The following is a 26995-nucleotide window of genomic DNA, read 5'->3' on the forward strand; positions in this document are numbered from 1 at the left end:
CGCGGCGCCCCTCGGGCAGCCGTCCAGAATACACAGCCGGATGTCGCGCCGCGACGTCCGGCTCGAATGCCTGTCGCCGCACGCCCCGGTGCGGCAGGCTAGGAGCCATGCACCGCGTCGCCGCCGACCCGCTCGACCTGCTCCGCACCCGCACCAGCGCCAAGTGGCGCCGCTACGACCCCGACGTGCTGCCGCTGCCCGTGGCCGAGATGGACTACCCGCTCGCCGAGCCGATCGCCGAGGCCCTGCACGCGGCCGTGCGGCGCTCCGACACGGGATACAACTCGGGCAGCCGGCCGGTCGCCGACGCGTTCGCCGGGTTCGCGGCCGCGCGTCTCGGCTGGGAGCCCGACCCCGCGCGCGTCACCTGCACGGCCGACGTCAGCATGGGCATCGTCGAGGTGCTCCGGCGCGTGATCGAGCCCGGCGAGGGCGTGATCGTCAACCCGCCGATCTACCCGCCGTTCTTCGACCTCGTCACCGAGGCCGGCGGCGTCGTCGTCGAGGTGCCGCTCGCCGGCGGCATCGACCAGGGGTGGTCGCTCGACCTGCCCGGCATCGAGGCCGCGTTCGCGAGCGGCGCCCGCGCGATGGTGCTCTGCAACCCGCACAATCCCGTCGGCCTCGTGCATCCGCGGGCCGACCTCGACGCGCTCGCCGAGCTCGCGGCGCGATTCGGCGTCACGATCGTCTCCGACGAGGTGCACGGGCCGCTCTCGCAGCCCGAGACGCCGTACACGCCCTTCCTCACGGTGTCGGACGCCGCGCGCGAGCACGGCGTCGCCGTCACCGCCGCGACGAAGGCCTTCAACCTCGCCGGGCTCAAGGCCGCGCTCATCCTGACGGCGAGCGAGCGCGGCGACGCCGTGCGCGAGAGCTTCCCGTACGAGGTCGAATGGCGGATGGGGCAGTTCGGGTCGATCGCGTCGGTCGCCGCGTTCCGGCACGGCGCCTACTGGCTCGACGGCGTGATCGCCTCGATCGACGACAACCGCCGGCTGCTCGTCGACCTGCTCGCCGACCTCCTGCCCGGCGTGCGCTACCGGATGCCGGACGCGAGCTACCTCGCCTGGCTCGACCTCTCCGCGCTCGGGTGGGGCGACGACCCCGCCGAACGCGCCCTGCGCGAGGCGCGCGTGGCGCTCGCGCCCGGACCGGGCTTCGGCCGCGAGGCCGGACGCGGGCACGCCCGCCTCAACCTCGCGTGCTCGCCCGAGGTGCTCTCGGAGGCGATCGCACGGCTCGCCGACGCCCGCTGAACGCCACCCGGTCAAGGCTTGCGCGAAGCGTGCGAGTGCCTGGGCACCGAGTCGGTAGCCTCACTCCAGGAACGCGCGCAGGAACACGCCCATCATGCCCGCCACGCCTCGAGCCGCCTGCCAGTCGGCCTCGGTCGCCGCGATCGCACCGGCGCCCGGAGCGTTGAACGCCCGGATCAGCGCCGCCGTCTGCTCGGCGACGATGCCCATGGCCACCATCGCCTGCTTGCGGAGCAGATCGACTGGGAAGCCCTCCTCGAACGGGATCGCCGTTGTGACTACCACGTCTCCATCCTCATCGAGCCCGAGGGCCGGGAGTCCCTTCGAATCCGACGTCGCCTGCGCCAGCGCCGCCGGATTGTCGATGGAAACGCCAGTGATATACGTCATGATGACGAGCCGAGTGGGCGACACGTTCGACGCGATGTCCTCGTGCCACCGGCTCTGCTCGAACACGATCAGCCCGATCCCGTCGACCTTCACCGAGTACAGCGGATTGCCGTCCGGCGCCGCCGTCCGCTCGAGCGGCACCTGATGAGACGCGAACGGCCAACCCTTTGCGGGGTCGAACAGGTCGTCGAGCGCGAGGGTGGGTGTCAACATGTCCGAAAGCTAGCGCAGCGGCACGTCCGCGGCCAGTCCCGGTCGGGCGCTACCGGGTGTAGTTCGGCGCCTCCACGACGAACTGCACGTCGTGCGGGTGCGACTCCTTGAGCCCCGCCGGCGTGATCCGCACGAAGCGGCCCTTCGCCTTCAGCTCGGCGACCGTGCGCGCGCCGACGTAGAACATCGACTGGCGCAGGCCGCCCACGAGCTGGTACGCCACCGCCGACACCGGGCCGCGGTAGGGCACCTGGCCCTCGATGCCCTCGGGGATCAGCTTCTCGTCGCTCGGCACGTCGGCCTGGAAGTAGCGGTCCTTGGAGTACGAGGTCTTCTTGCCGCGGGTCTGCAGCGCGCCCAGCGAACCCATGCCGCGATAGGCCTTGTACTGCTTGCCGTTCTGGAACACCAGGTCGCCCGGGCTCTCGGCCGTGCCCGCGAGCAGCGAGCCCAGCATGACCGTGTCGGCGCCCGCGACGAGCGCCTTCGCGATGTCGCCCGAGAACTGCAGGCCGCCGTCGGCGATGAGCGGCACGCCGGCCGGCCTCGTGGCCTTGGATGCCTCGTACACGGCCGTGATCTGGGGCACGCCCACGCCCGCGACGACGCGCGTCGTGCAGATCGAGCCCGGGCCGACGCCGACCTTGACCGCGTCGGCACCCGCGTCGACGAGCGCCTTCGCGCCCTCGTACGTCGCGACGTTGCCGCCGATCACGTCGATGTGCGCGAACGTCGGGTCGGCCTTGATGCGGCGGATGATGCCGAGCACGCCCGCGGACTCGCCGTTCGCGGTGTCGACCACGAGGACGTCGACGCCCGCGTCGCGCAGCGCCTCGGCGCGCTCCCACGCGTCGCCGAAGAAGCCCATCGCGGCACCGACGCGGAGGCGCCCCTCGGCGTCCTTCGTCGCGTGCGGGTACTGCTCGGACTTGTCGAAATCCTTGACGGTGATCAGGCCGGTCAGGCGGCCGTGGTCGTCGACGAGCGGCAGCTTCTCGACCTTGTGCTGCGCGAAGATCGCGACGGCCTCGTCGGGGTCCATGCCCACGCGGCCCGTGATGAGCGGCATCTTCGTCATGACATCCGCGACCTTGGTGGCCGGCTTCTCGAAGTCGGAGACGAAGCGCATGTCGCGGTTCGTGATGATGCCGACGAGGATGCCCTCGTCGTCGACCACCGGGAGACCCGAGACGCGGTACGTCGCGCAGAGCTGGTCGACCTCGGCCACCGTGGCATCCGGCGTCGTGGTCACCGGGTTCGAGACCATGCCCGACTCGCTGCGCTTGACGCGGTCGACCATCTCGGCCTGCTCGTCGATCGAGAGGTTGCGGTGCAGGATGCCGATGCCGCCCTGGCGCGCCATCGCGATGGCCATGCGCGCCTCGGTCACGGTGTCCATCGCCGCCGAGAGCAGGGGCGTCGCCACCGTGATGCGCCGTGTCAGGCGCGAGCTGGTGTCGGCCTCGCTCGGGATCACGTCGGTGTGTCCCGGCAGCAGGAGGACGTCGTCGTACGTGAGTCCCGTGAATCCGAACGGATCGGCCTGATCCATGTCGCCCCTTCGTATCGAGTCGTGCTCGAACGCGCCGCGCACCGCGGATCGCGGGCCCGACGCGTCGACGCGGTGGTACATCGAGTTTAAGCGAGTTTGCGCGCCCGGCATTCCCCGGATAACAATCGAGGGCCGTTTGTGAGCCTGAGTGAAACACTTGGGACATAATCGGCACGTACTGTCGACGACGTCGTCGTCAGGAAGCCGGACCCGACCCAACCCCCGGTCGGGATCTTTGGAGGTGCAGTGGAACCCACGCGAACAGTCCCCACACGATCTCGCGGGAGGTGGCTCCTCCTCTTCGGACTCCTCGTCTCCGCACTCACTCTGTCCGGCATCGCAGCGTCCCCTGCGTTGGCGGACGAAGGGGGTACGGACTCGGCGTCCGAGGAGTTCGAGTACTTCCTCACGGGCAACGTGCAGTTCGAGGGCGAGCCCCTGAGGGGCGTCGAGATCTCGGCCGAGGGCAACGGATTCGATGCGTCGACGCAGACCGACGCCGACGGGCGCTGGACCATCGGCGTCCCCGAGAAGGCCGAGTACGAGGTGACGCTCAATGAGGACACCCTCCCGGAGGGCGTCGTCGTCGAGGACGGCCAATCGACGGTCACCGCGGAGTTCGGCCTGACGAACCGGAAGGCGGTGAACTTCTTCCTCGGCGAAGGACAACGCGTCACGACCGACATCGGCGCGCAGGTGCTGATCCGGGTCGTGAACGGCCTGAACTTCGGGCTCCTGCTCGCGCTCGCCGCGATCGGCCTCTCGCTGATCTTCGGAACGACCGGCCTGTCGAACTTCGCGCACGCCGAGATGGTCACGTTCGGCGCATTGATGATGCTGACCTTCGGCGTCGACCTCGCCCTGCCCGTGTGGCTCGCCTTGATCATCGCAATCGTGCTCTCGGCCGCACTCGGCTGGACGCTCGATGCGGCGATCTGGAAACCGCTGCGACGACGCGGGGTCGCACTGATCCCGCTCATGATCGTCAGCATCGGCCTCTCGCTCGCGATCCGGTACACCTACCAGTTCTTCTATGGTGGATCGACGCGACAGCTGCCGGGTGCGACGCTCCCCTCCGACATCAAGATCGGGCCGATCTCCCTGTCGTGGATCGACGTCGTGAGCATGGCCACCTCCATCGTGGTGCTGCTCGCGGTGGCCTACTTCCTGCTCCGCACGCGGATCGGCAAGGCCACGCGGGCGGTGTCCGACAACGCGCCGCTGGCCGCGGCCAGCGGCATCGACGTCGACCGGGTCATCCGGATCGTGTGGATCATCGGCGGTGCGCTCGCGGGCCTCTCGGGCATCCTCTGGGCCTATTTCCGTCCCGGCGTCAGCTGGGACATGGGCTTCCAGATCCTGCTGCTGATCTTCGCCGCGGTCACGCTCGGCGGTCTCGGCACGGCGTTCGGCGCGCTCGTCGGCTCGCTCATCGTCGGCCTGTTCGTCGAGCTGTCCACGCTCTGGATTCCGAGCGACATGAAGTACGTCGGCGCGCTCGTCGTGCTCATCCTCGTGCTGCTGTTCCGACCGCAGGGAATCCTGGGTCGCCGCGAGAGAATCGGTTAAGGAGCGACCACCATGATCGACTGGATTGCGATCTTCTCCAACGCGGCGCAGGAGCTCATCAGCCCGACGACCGCCGCGTACGCCCTCGCCGCGCTCGGCCTGGCGATCCACTTCGGCTACACGGGCCTGCTGAACTTCGGTCAGGCGGGCTTCATGGCGATCGGCGCCTACGGGTACGCGATCTCCGTGCTGAGCTTCGGGTTCCCCGTGTGGGGCGCGGTGCTCGTCGGCGTCGGCGCCTCCGTGGTGTTCGCGCTGATCCTCGGCATCCCGACGCTGCGGCTGCGCGCCGACTACCTGGCGATCGTGACGATCGCGGCCGCGGAGATCCTGCGGCTCATCTTCACGACGAACACCTTCGAGGACATCACGGGCTCCGCGAGCGGCCTCCAGGGTTACAAGGGCGGGTTCGCGGCGCTGAACCCGATCCCCGACGGCACGTACGGGTTCGGACCGTTCACCTACAACGCCTACGACTGGTGGATCCGGATCGTCGGCTGGACCGTGGTGATCCTCGCGGCGCTCTTCACGTGGCTGCTCATGCGCAGCCCCTGGGGCCGCGTGATCAAGGGCATCCGCGAGGACGAGGACGCCGTGCGCGCGCTCGGCAAGAACGTGTACTCGTACAAGATGCAGAGCCTCATCCTCGGTGGCGTGTTCGGCACCCTCGCCGGCATGATCTTCATCATGCCGCGCGCGGTCGTGCCGGCGAACTACCAGACGTCGCTGACGTTCTTCATCTACGCGATCCTCCTGCTCGGCGGCGCCGCGACCATCCTCGGGCCCATCGTCGGCTCGATGATCTTCTGGGTGCTGCTCTCGTTCTTCTCGGGCTTCATCGCCCGAGCCGTCGAGGCCGGCTGGTTCCCGTTCATGACGCAGGTCCAGGCGGGCCAGCTGCGGTTCATCCTCGTCGGCGTCGCCATCATGCTCCTCGTGGTCTTCAGGCCACAGGGCATCTTCGGAAACAAGAAGGAGCTGGCCTTTGTCCGATAACGTCACTCCCGCTGCCAAGCCGGTGAAGTCCACCGGCCTCCATGTCGGCGAGGCGTCCCCCGGCTGCAAGAAGGTCGATCCGATCCTCATCGCCGACGGCGTCAAGCGCACGTTCGGCGGCCTCACCGCCGTCGACGTCGCCCACGTCGAGATCCCGCGCGGCGCCATCACGGCGCTGATCGGACCCAACGGCGCCGGCAAGACCACGTTCTTCAACCTGCTCACGGGCTTCGACAAGCCCGACGAGGGCAAGTGGGAGTTCGACGGTCGCTCGCTCGCGCACGTGCCTGCCTACCGGGTCGCCCGCATGGGCCTCATCCGCACCTTCCAGCTGACGAAGGCGCTCGGCCTGCTCACCGTGCTCGACAACATGAAGCTCGGCGCGAAGAGCCAGACCGGCGAGAACCTCTTCCGTTCGATCCTCCCGTTCCTCTGGCGCAAGCAGGAGGAGGAGATCGAGGTCAAGGCGAAGGACCTGCTGACGCGGTTCAAGCTCGACGCCAAGCAGGAGGACTACGCGGCCAGCCTCTCGGGCGGCCAGCGCAAGCTCCTCGAGATGGCGCGCGCGCTCATGAGCGATCCGACCCTGGTCATGCTCGACGAGCCGATGGCGGGGGTCAACCCGGCCCTCACGCAGTCGCTGCTCGACCACATCCTCGACCTCAAGTCCCAGGGCATGACCGTGCTCTTCGTCGAACACGACATGCACATGGTCCGCCACATCGCCGACTGGGTCGTCGTGATGGCCGAGGGCAAGATCGTGGCCGAGGGTGACCCGCACTCGGTCATGGAGGACCAGGCCGTGATCGACGCGTACCTCGGTGCGCACCACGACACCGACCTCGGCGCGACCGACACCGGCCACGTCGAAGCCCTGAAGGAGCTCATCGATGACGAACAGTGAATCGGCCGCGGCCGCGGAGCCGACGGGCAGCGCGACGATCGCCCCGCCGACCGACGCGGTCGTCGAGGTGCGCGCCGTCACCGCGGGGTACCTGCCCGGCGTGAACATCCTGAACGCCTGTTCGCTCGTCGCCAGGCAGGGCGAGCTGATCGGCATCATCGGGCCGAACGGCGCCGGCAAGTCGACGCTGCTGAAGTCGATCTTCGGCCTCGTGAAGGTCCGCGAGGGCGGCATCTTCCTCCAGGGCGAGGAGATCACCAACCTCAAGGCCAACAAGCTCGTCGCGAGGGGCGTCGGGTTCGTCCCGCAGACGAACAACGTGTTCCCGTCGCTGACGATCCAGGAGAACCTCGAGATGGGCATCTTCCAGAAGCCCAAGGGCCTCAAGGAACGCCTCGAGTTCGTGACCGAGATCTTCCCGGAGCTCGGCAAGCGGCTCGGCCAGCGTGCCGGCTCGCTGTCGGGCGGTGAGCGCCAGATGGTGGCGATGTCGCGAGCCCTCATGATGGGCCCGCACGTGCTGCTGCTCGACGAGCCGTCGGCCGGTCTCTCCCCGGTCCGGCAGGACGAGGCGTTCCTGCGCGTCAAGGAGATCAACCGGGCCGGCGTCACGACCATCATGGTCGAGCAGAACGCCCGTCGGTGCCTGCAGATCTGCGATCGCGGCTACGTGCTCGACCAGGGCCGCGACGCCTACGAGGGTCCGGGCCGCGAACTGCTGAACGACCCGAAGGTCATCGGCCTGTACCTCGGCACCCTCGGCCAGGACTAGTCGCTCGACCACGAAGGGGGTGGATGCCGCGAGGCATCCACCCCCTTCGTCGTGTCAGCGCCCGGCTGCTCCTCGCCTGGGCCCGCGCCACCGTCGCCCGGCCGGTGCGCGCCATCCGTCCGGAGCCAGAGCCGGGGCCGGAGCGTGGGACGGAGCACGGTTCACAGGAGAGTCCGCGATGTGCCGGACGGACCGCGCGATCCGCTCCTGCGGATCGCGGATTCTCCTGTAGACCGCCGGGACAGCGATCGGGATGCGGGCCCGCAGCCGAAGTCGGAACCATGCCGAGTCGTCCGGCGGACGGCGGGACGCCACGCCGAGACGTTCGGCGGACGGCGGGAAGCCACGCCGAGCCGTCCGGCAGACGGCGGGAAGCCACGCCGAGTCGTCCGGCGGACGGCGGGAAGCCACGCCGAGCCGTCCGGCAGACGGCGGACCCGCGTCGAGCCGTTCTGCAGATCGGAGCACGGTTCACAGGAGAGTCCGCGATGTGCCGACGGATCGCGCGATCCGCTCCTGCGGATCGCGGATTCTCCTGTGAACCGACGGAAGGTGGGACGGTCGAGCACCGCCCGTCCGCGAAGCCCAGCGCCTCCTAGAGGCGCGCAGGCACGCGAAAGGGCCCCGGCCGAAGCCGGGGCCCTTCCTGAGCGTCAGCGATCAGCCGATGCGCGTGTAGGTGTTGTCGTCGGCGTACTCGTAGATGCCGATGGTGGCCTCGGTCGGGTCACCGTTCTCGTCGAGCGTGATCGGACCCGACGCGCCGTCGAAGTCGACCTGCTCGCCCTCGGCGAGGAGCGCCGCCGCGTCGGCGAAGGACGTGACCTTCTCACCGTCGCCGGAGCCGCCCGACACCTGCTGGAGGTAGGCGCCGATGTCGGTGCCGTCGACGCTGTTCGCCGCGTAGGCGGCCAGTGCGATCAGCATCAGGGCGTCGTACGACTCCGGGCCGTAGCTGAAGCTGTCGAGCGCAGGGTCGACCTCGAGGAGTCGGTCCTGGAAGTCCTGCTCGAGCTCCGGGCCGGGCAGCGTGCCCTTCGCGCCGGCGACGAGGCCGGGAGCGAAGTCCGCGCTGTAGTCGGCGAGGTTGCCGTCGACGAAGTACAGCTGGTCGCCGGGGTAGCCCGAGCCGACCAGCGCGGGCACGACGACCTTGGCCTCGTCGAAGGTGATGACCGCGACGGCGTCGGGGTTCGCGGCGTTGATCGCCGAGAGCTGCGCGTCGAAGTTGGAGTCACCCGTGTTGAAGAGCTCCTCGGCGACGACCTCGCCGCCCGCTGCCTCGAAGTTCTCCTTCAGCGACGCGGCGAGACCGGTGCCGTAGGGGTCGTTCAGGACGAGCATGCCGAGCGTCGACTTGCCCTCCTCCGCGATCAGGTTGCCGAGGACCTCGCCCTGGAGGAGGTCGGACGGAGCCGTGCGGAAGTACAGGCCGTTGTCGTCGTAGTCCGTGAAGTCGGGCGACGTGTTCGCCGGCGAGAAGTGCACGACGCCGGCGGCGGTGATCTGGTCGATGACCGTGAACGAGACGCCCGAGGACGCCGCGCCGATGATCGCCGAGACGTCCTGCGAGAGGAGGTCGGTGACCGAGACGGTCGCGATGTCGGTCGTGGTGTCGCCGGAGTCGCGGTAGACGACCTCGACCTGGATGCCCGCATCGGCCTCGTTGATCTCCTGTGCGGCCAGCTCGACACCGGCCTCCTCGGGCGGGCCGAGGAAGGCGAGGGTGCCCGATTGCGGCAGGATCGTGCCGACCTTCAACGTGAGGTCGCGCTCACCCGCCTCGATGGGCTGGGCGTCACCGGTCTCGGCCGGCTCTTCCGTATCGGCCGGTTCGGTCTCGCCGCCGCCCGTCGCGCACGCGGTGAGGAGGAGGGCAGAGACGCCGGCGATGGCGATGCCCGTCCAGGTCGCGCGGGCGGAGCGCGAGGCCTTGGCCTTCGCGAATACGCTCATGTTGCTCCTTGGGACTGAAGGATCGGTACACAGTTGCAGCGTCTGACGACGCCGGTGGTTTGACAGTATTGCCCGGGTTCGGCCGAAACAAGGGATCCCGATCACAACCCGGTAACGCCGCCCCAATCGTTACCGGGGCGACACCACGGGGCGCCGACGCGCACGAAATCGGCGTCCACCGGCATTTCCGCGCACGCTTCGCGCGTGCGCGCCGAGCGCCGTCAGCCAGCGCATGACCCCCGATCACGGGGTCCGGCCGAGTCGGGCACCGGGCTCAGAGCGAGGCGAGCGCAGCGCGCCGGGCCGTGCGCGCGCCCCGGACGAGGTCGAACGTGAGGACCACGAGCGCGAGCCAGACGAGCCCGAACCCGATCCACCGCTCGAGCGGCATGGGCTCCCCCAGCACGACCACGCCGACGAGGAACTGGATGAACGGCGCGAAGTACTGGATGAACCCCATGTAGATGAGCGGCAATCGTCGCGACGCCGCCGCGAAGAGGAGGAGCGGGATGGCGGTCACGGCGCCCGCAGCGAGCAGCAGGATCGTGTGCCACGCGCCCAGCGTTCCCATCGTGAGTCCGCCGGCCGCCCCCACGACGACGAGCAGGACCGCCGAGAGGGGCGCGAGCCATGCGGTCTCGAGCGTCAGGCCCGACACGGCGTCGACCCGCCCGCCGACGCGCTTCTTGATGAGCCCGTAGAAGCCGAAGCTGAACGCCAGCACGAGCGCGATCCACGGCGGCTGGCCGTACCCGACGGCGAGCACGACGACCGCGACGATCGAGATACCCACGGCCGTCCACTGCACGGCGTTGAGCCGCTCGCGCAGCACGAGCACGCCGAGGAACACCGTGACGATCGGGTTGATGAAGTACCCGAGCGACGCCTCGACGACCTGGCCGGAGAGCGTCGCGAAGACGTAGGTGAGCCAGTTGACGAAGATGAGCGCCCCGGCCACCCCCATGATGAGCACGACGCGCCGGTCGCGCAGCAGCGCGGCGAACGCGCGCCAGGTGCGCGTGACGGCGATGAGCACGGCGCAGAACACCAGCGAGAGCAGGATGCGCCACGCGACGATCTCGACGGGGCCGGTCGGCGCGAGCGCGATGAAGTAGATCGGGAGGAATCCCCAGAGGGCGTACGCGGAGGCCGCGTACGCGAGCCCCATGCGGTTCACCCCGGCTCGTGGGGCGCGCACGGGCGCGACGGTCGGCGAAGCGGGTGGCACCAGCTCAGCCTAGACGCGGCCCACGACGGGAGGCCGAGCGAGCCTGCCGTCCGCCGTCGAGATCCCGCCGTCGGCCTCGGCGCGAGCCATCCGCCCGCCATGGCCCCGAGACGATGACGCGGCCCGGATGCCGTGGGGCATCCGGGCCGCGGAAGACGTCGGCGTCGACTAGCGGACGACGACCGCGAGCACGTCGCGAGCCGACAGCACGAGGTACTCCTCGCCGCCGAACTTCACCTCGGTGCCGCCGTACTTGGAGTAGATCACCTTGTCGCCGACGGCCACGTCGAGCGGGATGCGGTTGCCGTTGTCGTCGATGCGGCCCGGGCCGACCGCCACGACCTCGCCCTCCTGGGGCTTCTCCTTGGCGGTGTCGGGGATGACCAGGCCCGACGCCGTGGTCTGCTCGGCCTCGACCTGCTTGATGACGATGCGATCCTCGAGCGGCTTGATGGAAACCGACACGGTTGACCTCTTTCTTGACGAAGACTGGGGTTAGCAGCCTCTGGGTGAGAGTGCTAACGAGAGTCTAGGGGGGTTCTGGCACTCGTGCAACGTGAGTGCCAGCGGATGTCGCGGTGCTAGCGTGGCGGCGTGGAACGCGACGAGCTGGTGCGGCTGCTCTCCCCCGAGGGCCTCGACCTTCTCGACTCGCTCCCGGCCTGGACGAGCAGCGCCGACATCGTCAAGACGGTCGCCGACCTCCGCCGGCAGGGCCACTCCCCGGGCCTCGTCGCGGCCGTGCTCAGCCAGTCCAAGCTGCGTTCGAAGGCGCGCGCGAAGTTCGGCGAGTTCGCCGACCGCATGCTCTTCACCGAGGCGGGCCTCGAGCAGGCGACGCGCCTGCGCGTCGCCGCGCTGCACGCGGGCCGGTACGCCCGCGCCGGCCTCCGCCACGTCGCCGACCTCGGCTGCGGCATCGGCGGCGACGCGCTCGCGTTCGCCGCGGTCGACCTCGAGGTCACGGCCGCGGAAGCCGACGAGGTGACCGCCGCGATCGCCGCGTTCAACCTCACCCCGTTCCCGAGCGTGCACGTGCTGCACGCCCGGGCCGAGGACGTGCCGCTGGCCGGCATCGACGCGGCCTGGCTCGACCCCGCGCGCCGCACGACCGCGGGCGGCACGACCACGCGCCTGGCCGATTCGGCGGATTACTCCCCGTCGCTCGACTTCGCGTTCGGCTTGGCCGAGCGCATGCCCGTGGGCGTGAAGCTCGGCCCGGGCACCGATCGCGACGTGGTCCCGGCCGGCGCCGAGGCGCAGTGGGTGTCGGTCGACGGCGACGTCGTCGAGCTCGCGGTGTGGACCGGCGTGCTCGCGCGGCCGGGGATCGGCCGGGCCGCGCTCGTCATCCGCGGCGGCGCCGCGCACGAGCTCGTGGCGCCCGCCGACAGCGAGGACGCCCCGGTCGGCCCGCTCGGCGACTACCTGTACGAACCCGACGGCGCGGTGATCCGGGCTCGGCTCATCGGCGACCTCGCCCGTGCGAACGGCGCGTGGATGCTGAGCGAGGGCATCGCGTACTTCACGGGCGACCGCCCCGTCGACACCCCGTTCGCGCGCGGGTTCCGCGTGCTCGAGCGACTGCCGGCCGATGAGCGGCACCTCCGTCAGGCGCTCCAGGCCCGCGGCGTGGGCGCGCTCGAGATCAAGAAGCGCGGCGTCGACGTCGACCCCGCGGCGCTGCGAACGCGGCTGAAACTCAAGGGCGACGCATCGGCGACGATCGTGCTCACGCGCGAGGAGGGCCGCCACGTCGCCCTGCTCGTCGAGCGGCTCTAGTCCCGGAACGACTCGGTCAGCGCGTCAGGGCGCCGAAGACGATCGCGTAGTAACCGATCCACACGCCCGAGAAGACGAGGCCCGCGATGCCGGTGCCGATGCCGATGAACGCGGGGGTCCGGCCGTGCTCCTCGCGACGGAGGCCGAGGACGCCGAACACGATGGCCGCGATCGAGACGGGCAGCATCCATCCGACGAAGAGCGAGGCGGCCGCTCCGATCACGCCGAGCACCGCGGCGACGTAGCTGTAGAGCCGGCGCCGCTCATCCTCCTCGAGCTCGTACTCCGGCGTCTCGGGCGCGGGACGGCCCACCGCGAGCAACTGGCCGGTCGGCAGCCCGTGCAGTTCACCCGTGTCGAAGGGCCGGTCGAGTTCGCGGACCGGTGCGACGGACGACGGACGGCGCTCGATCTCCGCGCCCTCCGTCGGGGCGGCTGCGGGCGGCTCGAGCGCGGTGTGCGGGCCGATCGGCGTGGGCGCGGTGTGGGTCGGAACGCTCCGCTGCGGCCCCTGGTCGGCCCGGGGCGCCGCGCCGGGCGCGGCACGGGGCTCCGGAGGCATCCGATCGTCGGTCACGGTCCTGCTCAATACATGTAGTCGCCGCTGTAGGTGTTGCCGATCGCGAACAGCACGCCCCACAGGATGAACGAGAGCACCGCCAGCGCGAGGCCGATGAAGCCGAGGACGATGCCGGTCAGCCACATGCCCTTGGCCGCCGGCTCCTTCTTGCGACCGATGAAGCCGAGGACGACGGCCGCCGCGGGGACGAACAGCCCGAGCACGCCGCCGACGAACGGCACGAAGAGGATCGGCGAGCCGATGATGCCGATGATGCCGGCGATGAGGGAGATGAGACTGAGCACCGGGGTCGGCTTGGACGGCGGCGCATACGCGCCCGGCGTGGGAGCAGCGCCGTAGGGCGGCACGCCGGACGCGCCGGAGGCGGGCGGGGCCGAGCCGTAGGCGGGCGGCGCGGCGGGCGCCGCACCGTACGCCGGAGGCGCCGCACCGTAGGCCGGCGGCGTGGCGTCGGCGGGCGCGCCGAACGGCGACGACGGCGCGCTGGCCTCGTACGACGGCGGCGCGGGCGGGGCCGGCGGGACGGGAGGTACCGGCGGAGGCGGCGGCACTGGAGCGCCGGGCACCTCCGGCGCCTCGGGCGCCTCGAGCGGAGGGAACGGCTCGGGCGCCTCGGGGCCCGGCTCGGCCGGGATGGACGGCTCGACCGGCTCGGCCGGGATGGACGGCTCGACCGGCTCCGCAGGCACGGGGGGCTCGACGGGTTCCGCGGGCACCGTCGGATCGGACGGCGTGACCGGCTCGGCCGGCTCGACCGGCTCGTCGGGGTTCCTGGGATCGCTCATGTCGAGCCCCTTCCGTGCTGCGGGTGGATCAGTAGGTGGTGACGGTGCCGCTGTTGATCGCGGCGCCGAGGATCGCGAACCAGACGATCGCGAAGATGATGCCGATCACCAGGCCGACGTAGCCGATGATCAGGCCGGCGATCGCGAGGCCGCGGCCCTGCTCGCCGGTCTTCTTGATCTGGCTGAGCGCGATGTGGCCCGTGATGATGCCGACGAGCGAGATGAAGAACGACGACACGAGCGAGACGATCGCGAGGACGTTGGTCTTCTGCGTGGCCGGTGCGCCGTACGAGGGCGTGGTCGCGCCGTAGGCGGGGGCGCCGGTGCCGTACGACGGCGCGGGCTGAGCGGGCGGGGCCGGCGGAACGTTCGGCACGTTCGGGTCGGCGTTGGGGTCGGTCATGTGGGTGCTCCCTCAGGTGTGTGCATGGACTGGGCCATGCTGGCAGCGCCGCGGCACGGTGTCAACGACCTGCGGCGCGGGTCGTCACCCCGCATTCGCGGGGTTCTCGGGTCACCATATCGCCCCGCGACATCCGGCCGCATGGGGCAGAAGTCCCCATCCGCGCCACCGGCCGCCGGCGCGTTCGGTCAGGTCTGGATGTCGGTGACGGGCAGGGTCGAGTCCGCGCCGAAGTCGAGGGTCGACGCGGCGTGGCCGGCCATGATGAGCCGGGCCCCGAGCGCGGCGATCATGGCGCCGTTGTCGGTGCAGAGCGACAGCGGCGGGATGCGCAGCGCGATGCCCGCGGCATCCGCCCGCTGCCCGGCCACCTCGCGAAGGCGCCGGTTCGCGACGACGCCGCCGCCGAGCAGGAGCCTCGGGACGCCGAGGTCGGTGCACGCCGCGATCGCCTTGGCGACGAGCACGTCGACGACGGCTTCGCGGAAGCTCGCGGCGACGTCGGCGAGCGGCACCGGCTCGCCCGCGGCCTCGCGCTGCTCGACCCAGCGCGCCACGGCGGTCTTCAGGCCGGAGAACGAGAAGTCGTAGCGGTGCCGCTCGAGGTCCTTCGGCCGCGTGAGCCCACGGGGGAAGCGGATGGCGTCGGGGTCGCCGCCGATCGCCGCGCGGTCGATCTCGGGGCCGCCCGGGTAGGGCAGACCGAGCAGCCGCGCGACCTTGTCGAACGCCTCGCCTGCGGCGTCGTCGATGGTCTCGCCGAGCAGTTCGACGTCGGAGTCGAGGTCGCGGACCAGCAGCAGCGAGGTGTGCCCGCCCGAGACGAGCAGGGCGACGCTCGGTGTCTCGAGCGGCCGATCGCCGAGCAGGTCGGCGCCGACGTGGCCGACGAGGTGGTTGACGGCGTAGATCGGCTTCTCGAGTGAGAGCGCGAGGGCCTTGGCGGCGCCGACGCCCACCATGAGCGCGCCGGCGAGGCCGGGACCGCTCGTCACGGCGACGGCGTCGAGGTCGGCGAGGTCGACGGATGCCTCGGCGAGCGCGGCACGGATCGTCGGGCCGAGCGCCTCGAGGTGGGCGCGCGCGGCGACCTCGGGCACGACGCCGCCGTACCGGGCGTGCTCGTCCATCGACGACGCGATGGCGTTGGCGAGCAGCTCGGTGCCCCGGACGATGCCGACGCCCGTCTCGTCGCACGAGGTCTCGATGCCGAGCACCAGCGGTGCGTCGCGGTTCACGGCGTGCCTCCTGGGGGTTCCACGGGTGCGATGGCGGGGCCGGATGCCGCGGGGCGGGCGACCGCGGGCGGCACGTCGAGCCGCATGGCGATCGCGTCGACGCCGTCGGGCTGGTAGTACCCGCGGCGCACGCCGATCTCGGTGAAGCCGAGCGACGCGTAGAGCGCCCGTGCGACGGGGTTGTCGTCGCGCACCTCGAGGAAGAGCTCGGCGGCGCCGCGGCGACGCGCCTCGTCGATGAGCGCCTGCATGAGCGCCCGGCCGAGCCCGCGGCCGCGGGCGGCGTCGTCGACCGCGATCGTCTGGATGTCGCCCTGCCCGGAACCGCGCGGCGCGAGCAGTCCGGCGTAGGCGACGACCGCATCGGGTCGGGCGTCGTCGACGACGACGAGGTAGTACGTGTGGGCTCCCTCGAGCTCGGTGCGCATGGCGCGCTCGGGCCACGCGTCGGTGGTGAACGTGGCGCGCTCGATCGCCATGATCGCGTCGAGGTCGGCGGGCCGGGCGCGGCGCAGCATGAGGCTCATCCGAGCACCCGCTTCGGGCCGGCCGACGGCGTGACGTCGGGCGCGCGCAGGTAGAGCGGCTCGTCGTCGGCCACGGGCAGGCGACCGGCCGCCCAGGCGGACTCGGCGAGCAGGCCGAGGGAACCGGCCGAGACGGTGTGGGCGTCGAAGCGGATGCCGCGCGGCTCGGGCACCCCGTCGCGGGGCTCGAGCCGCGGCGGACCGAGCCGGACCGGGAGGCCGTCGGCGTCGAGGCCCTCATAGTCGGACACCGCGGACTCGCGGCGGCGCGCGTCGGTCACGACCTGCAGCGCGCCGCTGCCGCCGCGCGAGTACCAGGCGAGCGCGACCGCGTCGTGGCTGACGACAGGCACGACGGGTCGTCCGATGCCGAGCGCGAAGGCGCGCGCCGCCGCGATCCCGACGCGCAGGCCCGTGAAGGGGCCGGGGCCCATGCCGGCTGCGACGGCCGAGAGGTCGGCGGCGCGGACGCCCGCGCGCGCGAGCACGTCGCGGATGCCGCCGCCGATCGCCTCGGCGTGCCGCATCGTGTCGGCGGTGCCGGCTTCGGCAAGCACGCCGCGGTCGCGGTCGACCACGGCGACGCTCGTGCCGGTGGAGGTGTCGATCGCGAGGAGCATGCCCTCAAGCCTAGACTCGCGCGCCGGGGCGCCCGCCGTGAGCGGCGGGGCTCAGGCACCGAGCGATGGGGTCGCCGCGAAGGGACTCCCCGCCCAGCGCGGGCCGTGCCCGATGAGCTCGACGGTGCGCGGCTCGTCGGCGTCGAGCTCCTCGTCGCCGGGCACGTCGCCGCGGGCCGCCTCGTCGCCGCGGCGGCGGGCGATCACGACCTCGAGCCAGGAGTCGGCGACGCCGTCGAGCAGCCCGGCCCCCCACTCGACCACCGCGACCGAGCGGGCGAAGTCGAGGTCGAGGTCCTCGAGCTCGGCCGCGTTCGACAGCCGGTACGCGTCGACGTGCACGAGCGGGGCGCCGCCGACGAGGCTCGGATGCGTGCGGGCGAGCACGAACGTGGGACTCTGCACCGGTCCGCGCACGCCGAGGCCGGCGCCGATGCCCCTCGTGAGCGTGGTCTTGCCCGCGCCGAGCGGGCCGGTGAGCACGACCAGGTCGCCCGCGCGCAGCTGCGCGCCGAGCTCCCGGCCGAGCGCCTCCATCGCGTCGGTGTCGGGCACGAGGCGCCGCATCACGTCGCCTCCGCGTAGGTCCGCGGCACGCGCGGCCCGATGCGCGTCACGATCTCGTACGCGATGGTGTCGGCGGCGTCGCCCCAGTCGTCGGCCGAGGGCGCGCCGGAGGTCGGGTCGCCGAACAGGACGACCTCGTCGCCCACGGCGACGTCGGCGTCGCCGACGTCGACGAGGAACTGGTCCATCGCGATGCGTCCGGCGACGCGGTGCCGTGCGCCGGCGATCGCGACCTCGGCCCGGCCCGAGGCCTGCCGCGGGATGCCGTCGGCGTACCCGAGCGGCACGAGCACGAGCGTGGTGGGGCGATCGGCCCGCCAGGCGTAGCCGTACGAGGCGCCGGTTCCGGGCTCGACGCGGCGGACCGCCGCGATGCGACCGCGCAGCGTCATCGCGGGGCGCAGTCCGAGCTCGGCTGCGGTCGTGCCGTCGCCGTACGGGGGGATGCCGTAGAGCCCGATGCCGATGCGCACCAGGTCGAAGCGCGCCTCTGGGAGCCGGATCGCCGCGGCGGTCGAGGCGAGGTGACGGACCTCGGGCGCGAGCCCCGCGGCCTCGGCGACCGCGACGCCGCGGAGGAACGCCTCGAGCTGCGCGTCGTCCTCCTCAGGCGAGGTGTTCGCGAGGTGGCTGAAGAGTCCGCGCACGTGCACGTGCCCCTCCTGCTCGAGTTCGGCGGCGCGGGCCACGGCGGCCGGCCAGTCGGCCTCGGCGATCCCGTTGCGGCTGAGCCCGGTGTCGAGCTTGAGGTGCACGTTCGCGACGCGACCGGTGGCGGCCGCGGCCTCCGCCATGGCCTCGAGCTGCGCGATCGAGGAGACCCCGAGGTCGACGTCGCGCGCGATCGCGGGCCCGAACCGTGCCGCGGGGTCGTGCAGCCACGCGAGCAGCGGGGCCTCGATTCCCGCACCCCGCAGCGCGAGGGCCTCGTCGAGGTCGGCGACGCCGAGCCACGCGGCACCGCCCTCGAGCGCGGCCCGCGCGACGGCCTCGGCGCCGTGTCCGTACGCGTCGGCCTTCACGACGGCCATGACGCGCGCGGGGCCCACGAGCCCGGCGAGGTGCTGCACGTTGTGCCGGACCGCGCCGAGGTCGACGACGGCCTCCCGGAACGGCGCGAGCACGTGTCGCGAGTTCACCGGATCTCCTCCTCGTCGTCTGGCCGCGCGAGCAGCTCGCGCGAGGATGCCGCGGAGCCGACACCGCGTTCGAGCACGACGAACGCACTCGCGATGCCGGCGTCGTGGCTCATCGAGAGGTGCACGCGGTCGATGCCGAGGGCTGCCACGTGCGCCGACAGCGCCCCGGAGAGCTGGAAGTCGGGGTTGCCGTCGTCGTCCTGGACGATGCGCATGTCGTGCCACCTGATCACGGCGTGGCCGCCGAGCGCCTTGATGAGCGCCTCCTTCGCGGCGAATCGCGCCGCGAGCGAGCGGGCCGGCCGGTGGCGTTCGCTCTCGGCGAACAGGCGGTCGCGCAACGACGGCGTCCGCTCGAGCGAGCGCTCGAACCGAGCGATGTCGACCACGTCGATGCCGATGCCCGCGATCACGCGTTCCTCCACGACTTCACGATCCGAGTCTCCCGCATCGGGCCCGCCGCGGCATCGGACGGGCCCGACGGGCTCACTCGACGGTGACCGACTTCGCCAGGTTCCTCGGCTGGTCGACGTCGAGGCCCTTCGCCTGCGAGAGCTCCATCGCGAAGATCTGCAGCGGCACCACGGCGAGCAGCGGCTCGAAGAGCGGACCGGCGAGCGGGATGCGGATCACCTCGTCGGCGAACGGCAGCACTGCGGCATCCCCCGCCTCGGCGATCGCGATCACGCGGGCCCCGCGAGCGCGGATCTCCTGGATGTTCGACACCACCTTGGGGTGCAGCGTCGCCGAGCCGCGAGGGCTCGGCACCACGACGAACACGGGCTGGCCGGGCTCGATGAGCGCGATCGGCCCGTGCTTGAGTTCGCCCGCCGCGAAGCCCTCGGCGTGGATGTACGCGAGCTCCTTGAGCTTGAGCGCACCCTCGAGGGCGATCGGGTAGCCGACGTGACGGCCGAGGAACAGCACCGAGCGGGTGTCCGACATCCAGCGAGCGAGCTCGCCCACGCGCTCGCCCTGCTCGAGGACCGTCGCGATCTTCTCGGGGATCGCCTGCAGCTCGGCGACCTGGGCCGCGAGCTGCGCCTCGGTGAGCGTGCCCCGAACGCGCGCGAGGTGGAGGCCGAAGAGGTAGAGCGCGGTGATCTGCGCGACGAACGCCTTCGTCGAGGCGACGGCGACCTCCGGACCCGCGTGGGTGTAGACCACAGCATCGGACTCGCGCGGGATCGTCGCCCCCTGCGTGTTGCAGACCGACAGCGTCTTCGCGCCCTGCTCGCGCGCGTACTTGACGGCCATGAGGGTGTCCATCGTCTCGCCCGACTGGCTGATCGAGACGATGAGCGTGCCGTCGTCGATCACCGGGTCGCGGTAGCGGAACTCATGGCTGAGCTCGACCTCGACCGGGACCCGTGCCCACTGCTCGATGGCGTACTTGGCGACCATGCCCGCGAAGGCGGCCGTACCGCACGCGACCACCGTGATGCGGCGGATGTCGCGCAGCGCCTCGTCGCCGAGCCCGTCGAGCTCGGGAATCGCCACCGCGCCGTCCACGATCCGGCCGCGCAGCGTGTTCGCGACCGCCTCGGGCTCCTCGGCGACCTCCTTGCGCATGAACGACGACCAGCCGCCCTTCTCGGCGGCCGAGGCGTCCCATGCGATCTCGAACGGCTCGACCTCGACGGGCTGCCCCTCGAAGTCGGTGACGGTCACGCCGTCGGCCGTGATCGCGACGATCTGGTCCTGGCCGATCGCGACGGCGCGCTTGGTGTACTCCACGAAGGCCGCGACATCCGACCCCAGGAAGTTCTCGCCGTCGCCGAGGCCGATCACGAGCGGCGAGTTGCGGCGAGCGCCGACCACGATGCCGGGCTCGTCCCGATGCACGGCGAGCAGGGTGAACGCCCCCTCGAGGCGCGACACCGTGCGACGGAACGCCTCGCGAAGGTTCCCTGCCGCGCGGTACTCACGGCCGAGGAGGACCGCGGCCACCTCGGTGTCGGTCTCGGACTCGAACGTGAAGCCGTCGGCGAGCAGCTCCTCCTTCAGTTCCGAGAAGTTCTCGATGATGCCGTTGTGGATGAGTGCGAGCCGGCCCCGGTCGGCGAGGTGCGGATGCGCGTTGCGGTCGGTCGGGCCGCCGTGGGTCGCCCATCGGGTGTGGCCGATGCCCGTGCCCCCGCGGTGGATCGGGTGACGCTCGAGTTCGTCGGCGAGCACTTGGAGCTTGCCGGCGCGCTTGGCGAACTCGAGCTCGCCGTCGGCGTCGACGACGGCGACACCCGCCGAGTCGTAGCCCCGGTACTCGAGCCGACGCAGTCCACCCATGAGGACGTCGAGGCTGTTGCGCTCTCCGACGTACCCGACGATTCCACACATGCGCTCGATCCTAACGGGGCCTTCTTGGGGGAACGCCACGAGCGCGGGGCCCCACTAGACTGTGCCGGTGCCCGATCCGCAGAGCCAGTCGACGCACACGGCCAACGTCTCGCCCTTCATCGAGCTCGGCCGGGCCGACTGGGCGGCGCTCGCCCCGTCGATGCCGTCGCCGCTCCGCGAGACCGAGATCGTGCAGCTCCGCGGCCTCGGCGAGCCGCTCGACCTCAACGAGGTCGCCGAGGTCTACCTGCCGCTCAGCCGGCTGCTCAACCTCTACGTGGGCGGCACCAAGGCGCTGCACGAGGTCACGAGCACGTTCCTCCGCGAGCGCTCCGAGTCGACGCCGTTCGTGATCGGCGTCGCGGGCTCGGTCGCCGTGGGCAAGTCGACGATCGCGCGCCTGTTGCGCGAGCTCCTCGCCCGCTGGGAGCACACCCCGCGCGTCGAGCTCGTGACCACCGACGGATTCCTCTTCCCCAACGCCGAGCTCGAGCGGCGCGGGCTCATGGCCCGCAAGGGGTTCCCCGAGTCGTACGACCGGCGCGCGCTGCTGCGCTTCGTGAGCGCCGTGAAGTCCGGCGCGCCCGAGGTGCGCTCGCCGTTCTACTCGCACCTCGCCTACGACATCGTCTCCGACGCGCAGATCACGGTGCGCCGCCCCGACGTGCTCATCGTCGAGGGCCTCAACGTGCTCCAGCCCCCCGGGCCCGGCCACCGGCTGGCCGTGAGCGATCTGTTCGACTTCACGATCTACGTCGACGCGCGCACGAGCGACATCGCGCGCTGGTACGAGGAGCGCTTCCTGAAGCTGCAGCGCGGCGCGTTCGCGAATCCACGCTCGTACTTCCACCGCTACGCGAGCCTCACCGAAGACGAGGCGCGGGCGCGGGCACGCTCGATCTGGCAGGCGATCAACGAGCCGAACCTGCTGCAGAACATCCGCCCCACGCGCTCGCGCGCGACGCTGGTGCTCCGCAAGGGGGCCGACCACGCCGTCTCGAGCGTGCTGCTGCGCAAACTCTGAGGCTCGGGCGAGCGGATGCCGCGGCCTCCGCGCCCGTCGCGACGCGACGCCGCGAGAACGGTCAGTTCGCCAGGCGCTCGCGGACCACGTCGGCGAGTCGGTTCGCGTGCGCCTCGGCGGCGTCCTGGTCGGCGGCCTCGACCATGACCCGGACCATCGGCTCGGTGCCCGACGGGCGCAGCAGCACCCGACCGGTCTCGCCGAGCTCGGCCTCGGCACGCTCGACGGCCGCGGCGATCTCGGCGTCGGCGCCGAGCGCGTGGTGGTCGACGCCGCGAACGTTCACGAGCACCTGCGGGTAGACCGTCATGACCGACGCGAGGTCGGCCAGCGACCGCCCGGTGCGCGCCATCTCGGCCACGAGGTGGAGGCCGGTCAGCACGCCATCGCCGGTCGTGGCGAACTCGGTCATGATCACGTGGCCCGACTGCTCGCCGCCGAGCGCGTACCCGCCGGCCGTCAGCGCCTCCAGCACGTAGCGGTCGCCGACCTTGGTCTCGACCACCCGGATGCCGCGTTCGGCCATCGCACGCTTCAGGCCGAGGTTCGACATCACGGTGACGACGAGCGTGTCGTCGGTGAGCGCGCCGCGATCCTGCATCGACACCGCGAGGATCGCCATGATGCGGTCGCCGTCGACCACGTTGCCCTCGGCGTCGACCGCGAGGCAGCGGTCGGCGTCGCCGTCGTGCGCGATGCCGATGTCGGCGCCGTTCTCGAGGACCGCCTGCCGGAGCGGCTCGAGGTGGGTCGAGCCGACGCCGTCGTTGATGTTCATGCCGTCGGGATCGGCGCCGATGACGATCACCTCGGCGCCGGCGTCGCGGAACGTCTCGGGCGAGACGCCGGCCGCGGCGCCGTGGGCGCAGTCGAGCACGACCTTCAGGCCGTCGAGACGGTGCGGCAGGGTGCCGAGCAGGTGGACCACGTAACGGTCCTCGGCGTCGGCGAAGCGGCGGATGCGGCCGACGCCGCCGCCGGTCGGGGCGAGCTTCTGCTTGCCGAGGTAGGACTCGATGCGGTCCTCGACCTCGTCAGGGAGCTTCGTGCCGCCGAACGAGAAGAACTTGATCCCGTTGTCGGGAGCGGGGTTGTGCGACGCCGACACCATCACGCCGAAGTCGGCGGCGATGCTGTCGATGAGGAACGCCGTCGCGGGCGTGGGGATGACCCCGGCGTCGAGCACGTCGACACCCGAGCTCGCGAGCCCCGCCGACACGGCCGCCGTGAGGAACTCGCCGGACACGCGCGGGTCGCGTGCCACGACCGCCACCGGTCGGCGACCGGCGGCGCGGAGCTCGTCGGCGTGCCGGCCCTGCGTGAGCACGGCGGCCGCCGCCTGGGCGAGGCCCAGGGCCAGGTCAGCCGTGAGTTCACGGTTGGCCAGGCCCCGGACCCCGTCGGTTCCGAAGATCCGAGGCATCGAAGCTGTGCTCGCGCTCAGCGCTTCGAGAACTGCGGCGCCTTGCGAGCCTTCTTGAGACCGGCCTTCTTGCGCTCGATGACGCGAGCGTCGCGCGTGAGGAAGCCGGACTTCTTCAGGGTGGGACGGTTGTTCTCGCGGTCGATCTCGTTGAGCGCACGCGCGATGGCGAGGCGCAGCGCGCCCGCCTGGCCCGAGGGGCCGCCGCCCGTGATGCGGGCGATCACGTCGTACGAGCCCGAGAGCTCGAGCACCGTGAAGGGGTCGGTGATCAGCTGCTGGTGCAGCTTGTTCGGGAAGTAGTCCGCGAACTCACGGCCGTTGACCGTGATGGTGCCGGCGCCGGGCACGACGCGCACGCGCGCGATGGCCTGCTTGCGACGACCGACGGCCGCGCCCGAGACGTTGAGCACGGGGCGGGGGGTGGCCGGAGCCGCGGCGGGCGCGCTCTCGGTCGTGTAGCTCTCGGGAGCCTGGTCGATCTGGTCTGCGATCTTCGCCATGGTGGTGTCTCTGAATCCTTTTCGCGTCGGCGCCGGGGCTTACTGGGCGACCTGGGTGAGGGTGTACGGCTTCGGCTGCTGAGCCGCGTGCGGGTGCTCCGGGCCGGCGTAGACCTTGAGCTTCTTGAGCTGGGCACGACCGAGCGAGTTCTTGGGAAGCATGCCGCGGATCGCCTTCTCGACGGCGCGGACGGGGTTCTTCTCGAGGAGCTCGGCGTAGCCGACGGCCTTGAGGCCGCCCGGGTAGCCGGAGTGGCGGTACGCCTTCTTCTGCTCGAGCTTCTGGCCGGTCAGGGCGACCTTGTCGGCGTTGACGATGATGACGAAGTCGCCGGTGTCGACGTGGTTGGCGAAGATCGCCTTGTGCTTGCCGCGGAGGAGGGCGGCCGAGTGGCTGGCCAGGCGGCCGAGCACGACGTCGGTGGCGTCGATGACGACCCAGTCGCGCTGGATCTCGTTCGCCTTCGGAGTGTAGGTGCGCGTCACAGTAGTGCTGCTTTCTGATCGAGTGAGTGGTTCGTGAATCCCGCTCCGGTGGGTGTTCGCCCCGCGATGCGGTTCGAACGGCCCCGGTGGAGGGCTCAACATCGGGTGCCGACGCAGACGGCGGCACCAAAGGGAAAGCTTAGCCGACGACCCCGTCGACGTGCAATTCACGGCGTGCCCGGGTCTGCAGCGCCCGTTCCGCGAGCTCCTCGTCGGGCGGGTAGCCCACCTCGGTGAGGGTCAGGCCCTTCGCGGGCAGCACCTTGAACGCGCTCGTGCGCGTGCGCTCCTGCAGGAGGGCGGCCGGGCCCGCGACGTCGAGACGCCCCTCCCCCACCGCCAGGCATGCGCCGACGAGTGCGCGCACCATCGAGTGGCAGAACGCGTCGGCCTGGAGCGACGCGACGAGCACGCCGTCGCCGACGCGCCGCCAGCGGTAGGACTGGAGCGTGCGGATCGTCGTGGCCTCCTCGCGCGGCTTGCAGAAGGCCGCGAAGTCGGCGAGCCCCACGAGCGTCTGCGCGGCCACTCCCATCGCCTCGGCGTCGAGCTCGCGCGGATACCAGACGGTGCGGTGCCGCTGGAGCGGATCGTGCTCGGCGGAGGCGTCGGCGACGCGGTACTCGTAGCGGCGCCAGATCGCCGAGAACCGCGCGTCGAACCCGTCGGGCGCGACGCGCGCCGACCTGACCACCACGTCGGCGTCGTGCGCACCGAGGATGCCGCGGAGCCGACGGACGAGCACCGCCCCGGGGTCGGCGGCGCGACCGCTCGAGGCATCGGCGCGCCGGGGGCGCGTCACGGCGGCGAGGGCCTCGGCGTCGACGTCGAGATGCGCCACCTGTCCCGACGCGTGCACGCCCGCGTCGGTGCGCCCCGCGACCACGAGCCGAGGGACCGCGCCCTCGCGCCGGAAGAGCGTCGCGAGCGCCGACTCGAGCACGCCCTGCACGGTGCGGAGCCCGGGCTGCCGGCTCCAGCCCGAGAAGTCGGTGCCCTGGTAGGCGAGGTCGAGGCGCAGGCGCACGACGGATGCCGCGGCATCCGTCGTCTCGTCGCCCCGCTCCGTCACCGCATCGCCCACCCGAACAGCCTAGATGCGACGAGGGGCCCCGATGCGATCGCATCGGGGCCCCTCGTGCAGGACGGCGCGTCGGCTACTTCGCCGCCGCCTCCTCGTTCTCGGCCTGCTCGGCCGACTCCTCGGACGCCTCGGAGCCCGCGGCCTCGTCGACCGCAGCCTCGGCCTCGGTCACGACCTCCTCGGGGGTCTCCTCGGCGGCCGGCTCCTCCGCGGGCGCGGCGGGGGCGGCCTCGGCGGCCGGCTTGGCGGCGCGCTTCTTCGGGGTCACGGGCTCGAGGACGAGCTCGATGACCGCCATGGGCGCGTTGTCGCCCTTGCGGTTGCCGATCTTGGTGATGCGGGTGTAGCCGCCCTCACGGTCGGCGACCTGCGGCGCGATCTCGGTGAACAGCTTGTGCACGACCGACTTGTCGCCGATGACGGCGAGCACGCGACGGCGCGCGTGCAGGTCGCCGCGCTTGGCGAACGTGATCAGGCGCTCGGCCAGCGGACGCAGGCGCTTGGCCTTGGTCTCGGTGGTCGTGATCCGCTCGTGCGTGTACAGCGCGGCGGCGAGGTTCGCGAGCAGCAGGCGCTCGTGCGCGGGTCCGCCTCCGAGGCGGGGGCCCTTCGTGGGCTTCGGCATGGTTGTTGTCTCCAGTGGTGGGGGGTTGGTGCGGCCCGTGGCCTGCTAGTTCTCGTCGTCGAAGCCCGTGTAGAAGTGGGCGCCGTCGAAGCCGGGGACCGAGTCCTTCAGCGACAGGCCCATCTCGGTGAGCTTGTCCTTGACCTCGTCGACCGACTTCTGGCCGAAGTTGCGGATGTTCATCAGCTGCGACTCCGACAGGGCGACGAGCTCGGACACCGTGTTGATGCCCTCGCGCTTGAGGCAGTTGTACGAACGGACCGACAGGTCGAGGTCCTCGATCGGGATCGAGAGCTCGCTCGAGAGGACGGCGTCGACCGGCGCGGGGCCGATCTCGATGCCCTCGGCGGCGCTGTTGAGCTCGCGCGCGAGGCCGAACAGCTCGGTGAGCGTGCGACCGGCCGACGCGATCGCGTCGCGCGGCGAGATCGCCGGCTTGGTCTCGACGTCGACCACGAGGCGGTCGAAGTCGGTGCGCTCGCCGGCACGGGTGGCCTCGACGCGGTACGTGACCTTGAGCACCGGCGAGTAGATCGAGTCGACCGGGATCTGGCCGGCCTCGGAGTACTCGTTGCGGTTCTGCGAGGCCGAGACGTAGCCGCGGCCGCGCTCGATCGTGAGCTCGAGCTCGAACTTCGCCGAGTCGTTCAGCGTCGCGATCACGAGGTCGGGGTTGTGCACCTCGACGCCCGCCGGAGCGGAGATGTCGGCGGCGGTGACCTCACCGGCGCCCTGCTTGCGCAGGTAGGCGGTGATGGGCTCGTCGTGCTCGCTGGAGACGACCAGGTTCTTGATGTTGAGGATGATCTCGGTGACATCCTCCTTCACGCCCGGGACGGTCGTGAACTCGTGGAGCACGCCGTCGATGCGGATGCTCGTCACGGCGGCGCCGGGGATCGAGGAGAGGAGGGTGCGACGGAGCGAGTTCCCCAGGGTGTAACCGAAGCCCGGCTCGAGGGGCTCGATCACGAAACGCGAACGGAACTCCGAGATGTTCTCTTCGGTGAGCGTCGGACGCTGTGCGATCAGCACG

27 protein-coding genes and 1 pseudogene are annotated in these 26995 nt (G+C 71.4%); 7 read left to right on the forward strand and 21 right to left on the reverse strand.

Going from position 1 to position 26995, the window contains the following annotated elements; genetic code table 11:
• Nucleotides 1-107: 107 nt before the first annotated feature.
• Complete coding sequence (locus AC3RKB_RS00985) at nucleotides 108-1259, forward strand: MalY/PatB family protein (protein ID WP_491434120.1); 1152 nt, start codon at nucleotides 108-110, stop codon at nucleotides 1257-1259.
• A 60-nt stretch (nucleotides 1260-1319) separates the two neighbouring features.
• Here AC3RKB_RS00985 and AC3RKB_RS00990 read toward each other — a convergent pair whose 3' ends face one another.
• Both AC3RKB_RS00990 and guaB read right to left on the reverse strand, forming a co-directional pair.
• Nucleotides 1320-1862, reverse strand: coding sequence for a hypothetical protein (locus AC3RKB_RS00990; protein WP_491434121.1), 543 nt, complete (start codon nucleotides 1860-1862; stop codon nucleotides 1320-1322).
• Between the two features lie 49 nt (nucleotides 1863-1911).
• Entirely contained in the window at nucleotides 1912-3414 is a 1503-nt protein-coding gene (guaB, locus tag AC3RKB_RS00995; protein ID WP_491434122.1) for an IMP dehydrogenase, read from the reverse strand.
• Nucleotides 3415-3660: 246 nt separating this feature from the next.
• On the opposite strand from guaB, the gene AC3RKB_RS01000 reads away from it, so the two are divergent.
• Genes AC3RKB_RS01000 through AC3RKB_RS01015 form a run of 4 tightly spaced genes read left to right on the forward strand, consistent with a single transcriptional unit; the run spans nucleotide 3661 to nucleotide 7655 of the window.
• Nucleotides 3661-4983: an ABC transporter permease subunit gene (locus tag AC3RKB_RS01000; RefSeq protein WP_491434123.1), complete on the forward strand. Its 1323-nt coding sequence runs from the start codon at nucleotides 3661-3663 to the stop codon at nucleotides 4981-4983.
• Between the two features lie 15 nt (nucleotides 4984-4998).
• Nucleotides 4999-5979 (forward strand): branched-chain amino acid ABC transporter permease, encoded by a 981-nt coding sequence (locus AC3RKB_RS01005; protein ID WP_491436724.1) that lies wholly within the window; start codon nucleotides 4999-5001, stop codon nucleotides 5977-5979.
• Entirely contained in the window at nucleotides 5969-6883 is a 915-nt protein-coding gene (locus AC3RKB_RS01010) for an ABC transporter ATP-binding protein (protein ID WP_491434124.1), read from the forward strand. Before AC3RKB_RS01005 ends, AC3RKB_RS01010 begins: the two co-directional genes overlap by 11 nt.
• Complete coding sequence (locus AC3RKB_RS01015) at nucleotides 6870-7655, forward strand: ABC transporter ATP-binding protein (RefSeq protein WP_491434125.1); 786 nt, start codon at nucleotides 6870-6872, stop codon at nucleotides 7653-7655. Before AC3RKB_RS01010 ends, AC3RKB_RS01015 begins: the two co-directional genes overlap by 14 nt.
• A gap of 660 nt (nucleotides 7656-8315) precedes the next feature.
• Here the strand turns inward: AC3RKB_RS01015 and AC3RKB_RS01020 are convergent.
• From AC3RKB_RS01020 to groES, 3 genes are all read right to left on the reverse strand, one after another.
• Nucleotides 8316-9611 carry an ABC transporter substrate-binding protein gene (locus tag AC3RKB_RS01020; protein WP_491434126.1) on the reverse strand — a complete coding sequence of 432 codons (1296 nt, stop codon included), beginning with the start codon at nucleotides 9609-9611 and terminating at the stop codon, nucleotides 8316-8318.
• Nucleotides 9612-9885: 274 nt separating this feature from the next.
• Nucleotides 9886-10779 (reverse strand): EamA family transporter RarD, encoded by an 894-nt coding sequence (gene rarD / locus AC3RKB_RS01025; RefSeq protein ID WP_491436725.1) that lies wholly within the window; start codon nucleotides 10777-10779, stop codon nucleotides 9886-9888.
• A 228-nt stretch (nucleotides 10780-11007) separates the two neighbouring features.
• Nucleotides 11008-11304 (reverse strand): co-chaperone GroES, encoded by a 297-nt coding sequence (gene groES, locus AC3RKB_RS01030; protein WP_465542621.1) that lies wholly within the window; start codon nucleotides 11302-11304, stop codon nucleotides 11008-11010.
• A 129-nt stretch (nucleotides 11305-11433) separates the two neighbouring features.
• Here groES and AC3RKB_RS01035 point away from each other — a divergent pair, with 129 nt between their 5' ends.
• Nucleotides 11434-12621, forward strand: coding sequence for a class I SAM-dependent methyltransferase (locus AC3RKB_RS01035; RefSeq protein WP_491434127.1), 1188 nt, complete (start codon nucleotides 11434-11436; stop codon nucleotides 12619-12621).
• 16 nt (nucleotides 12622-12637) lie between these two features.
• Here the strand turns inward: AC3RKB_RS01035 and AC3RKB_RS01040 are convergent, their stop codons facing one another.
• From AC3RKB_RS01040 to glmS, 10 genes and pseudogenes are all read right to left on the reverse strand, one after another.
• Nucleotides 12638-13198 carry a DUF4190 domain-containing protein gene (locus AC3RKB_RS01040; RefSeq protein WP_491434128.1) on the reverse strand — a complete coding sequence of 187 codons (561 nt, stop codon included), beginning with the start codon at nucleotides 13196-13198 and terminating at the stop codon, nucleotides 12638-12640.
• Nucleotides 13199-13206: 8 nt separating this feature from the next.
• Nucleotides 13207-13986 (reverse strand): DUF4190 domain-containing protein, encoded by a 780-nt coding sequence (locus AC3RKB_RS01045; RefSeq protein WP_491434129.1) that lies wholly within the window; start codon nucleotides 13984-13986, stop codon nucleotides 13207-13209.
• Nucleotides 13987-14014: 28 nt separating this feature from the next.
• Nucleotides 14015-14389: a DUF4190 domain-containing protein gene (locus tag AC3RKB_RS01050; RefSeq protein WP_491434130.1), complete on the reverse strand. Its 375-nt coding sequence runs from the start codon at nucleotides 14387-14389 to the stop codon at nucleotides 14015-14017.
• Nucleotides 14390-14577: 188 nt separating this feature from the next.
• Nucleotides 14578-15627 (reverse strand): tRNA (adenosine(37)-N6)-threonylcarbamoyltransferase complex transferase subunit TsaD, encoded by a 1050-nt coding sequence (gene tsaD, locus AC3RKB_RS01055; protein ID WP_491434131.1) that lies wholly within the window; start codon nucleotides 15625-15627, stop codon nucleotides 14578-14580.
• Complete coding sequence (rimI, locus tag AC3RKB_RS01060) at nucleotides 15624-16154, reverse strand: ribosomal protein S18-alanine N-acetyltransferase (protein WP_491434132.1); 531 nt, start codon at nucleotides 16152-16154, stop codon at nucleotides 15624-15626. Before rimI ends, tsaD begins: the two co-directional genes overlap by 4 nt.
• Complete coding sequence (gene tsaB, locus AC3RKB_RS01065) at nucleotides 16151-16774, reverse strand: tRNA (adenosine(37)-N6)-threonylcarbamoyltransferase complex dimerization subunit type 1 TsaB (RefSeq protein ID WP_491434133.1); 624 nt, start codon at nucleotides 16772-16774, stop codon at nucleotides 16151-16153. Before tsaB ends, rimI begins: the two co-directional genes overlap by 4 nt.
• 51 nt (nucleotides 16775-16825) lie before the next feature.
• Nucleotides 16826-17341, reverse strand: a complete 516-nt coding sequence (tsaE, locus tag AC3RKB_RS01070; RefSeq protein WP_491434134.1) for a tRNA (adenosine(37)-N6)-threonylcarbamoyltransferase complex ATPase subunit type 1 TsaE — start codon at nucleotides 17339-17341, stop codon at nucleotides 16826-16828.
• Nucleotides 17341-18480, reverse strand: a complete 1140-nt coding sequence (gene alr, locus AC3RKB_RS01075) for an alanine racemase (RefSeq protein ID WP_491434135.1) — start codon at nucleotides 18478-18480, stop codon at nucleotides 17341-17343. Before alr ends, tsaE begins: the two co-directional genes overlap by 1 nt.
• A 68-nt stretch (nucleotides 18481-18548) precedes the next feature.
• A pseudogene (locus tag AC3RKB_RS01080) lies at nucleotides 18549-18893 on the reverse strand (holo-ACP synthase); the annotation flags it as partial.
• Between the two features lie 73 nt (nucleotides 18894-18966).
• On the reverse strand, nucleotides 18967-20817 hold the full coding sequence (glmS, locus tag AC3RKB_RS01085) for a glutamine--fructose-6-phosphate transaminase (isomerizing) (RefSeq protein ID WP_491434136.1): 1851 nt from the start codon (nucleotides 20815-20817) through the stop codon (nucleotides 18967-18969).
• A 67-nt stretch (nucleotides 20818-20884) separates the two neighbouring features.
• On the opposite strand from glmS, the gene coaA reads away from it, so the two are divergent.
• A complete protein-coding gene (coaA, locus tag AC3RKB_RS01090; RefSeq protein WP_491434137.1) occupies nucleotides 20885-21841 on the forward strand; it encodes a type I pantothenate kinase in 957 nt (318 codons plus the stop codon).
• Nucleotides 21842-21902: 61 nt separating this feature from the next.
• Here the strand turns inward: coaA and glmM are convergent, their stop codons facing one another.
• The 6 genes from glmM to AC3RKB_RS01120 form a co-directional block, all read right to left on the reverse strand.
• A complete protein-coding gene (glmM, locus tag AC3RKB_RS01095; protein ID WP_491434138.1) occupies nucleotides 21903-23264 on the reverse strand; it encodes a phosphoglucosamine mutase in 1362 nt (453 codons plus the stop codon).
• A gap of 17 nt (nucleotides 23265-23281) precedes the next feature.
• On the reverse strand, nucleotides 23282-23767 hold the full coding sequence (rpsI, locus tag AC3RKB_RS01100; protein ID WP_491434139.1) for a 30S ribosomal protein S9: 486 nt from the start codon (nucleotides 23765-23767) through the stop codon (nucleotides 23282-23284).
• A gap of 39 nt (nucleotides 23768-23806) precedes the next feature.
• A complete protein-coding gene (rplM, locus tag AC3RKB_RS01105) occupies nucleotides 23807-24253 on the reverse strand; it encodes a 50S ribosomal protein L13 (protein ID WP_491434140.1) in 447 nt (148 codons plus the stop codon).
• 139 nt (nucleotides 24254-24392) lie between these two features.
• On the reverse strand, nucleotides 24393-25280 hold the full coding sequence (locus AC3RKB_RS01110; protein WP_491436726.1) for a tRNA pseudouridine synthase A: 888 nt from the start codon (nucleotides 25278-25280) through the stop codon (nucleotides 24393-24395).
• Between the two features lie 130 nt (nucleotides 25281-25410).
• Entirely contained in the window at nucleotides 25411-25962 is a 552-nt protein-coding gene (gene rplQ / locus AC3RKB_RS01115; RefSeq protein ID WP_491434141.1) for a 50S ribosomal protein L17, read from the reverse strand.
• A gap of 45 nt (nucleotides 25963-26007) precedes the next feature.
• On the reverse strand, nucleotides 26008-26994 hold the full coding sequence (locus AC3RKB_RS01120) for a DNA-directed RNA polymerase subunit alpha (protein ID WP_491434142.1): 987 nt from the start codon (nucleotides 26992-26994) through the stop codon (nucleotides 26008-26010).
• Nucleotide 26995 lies beyond the last annotated feature (1 nt).

This window comes from Agromyces capsici, assembly GCF_058349965.1.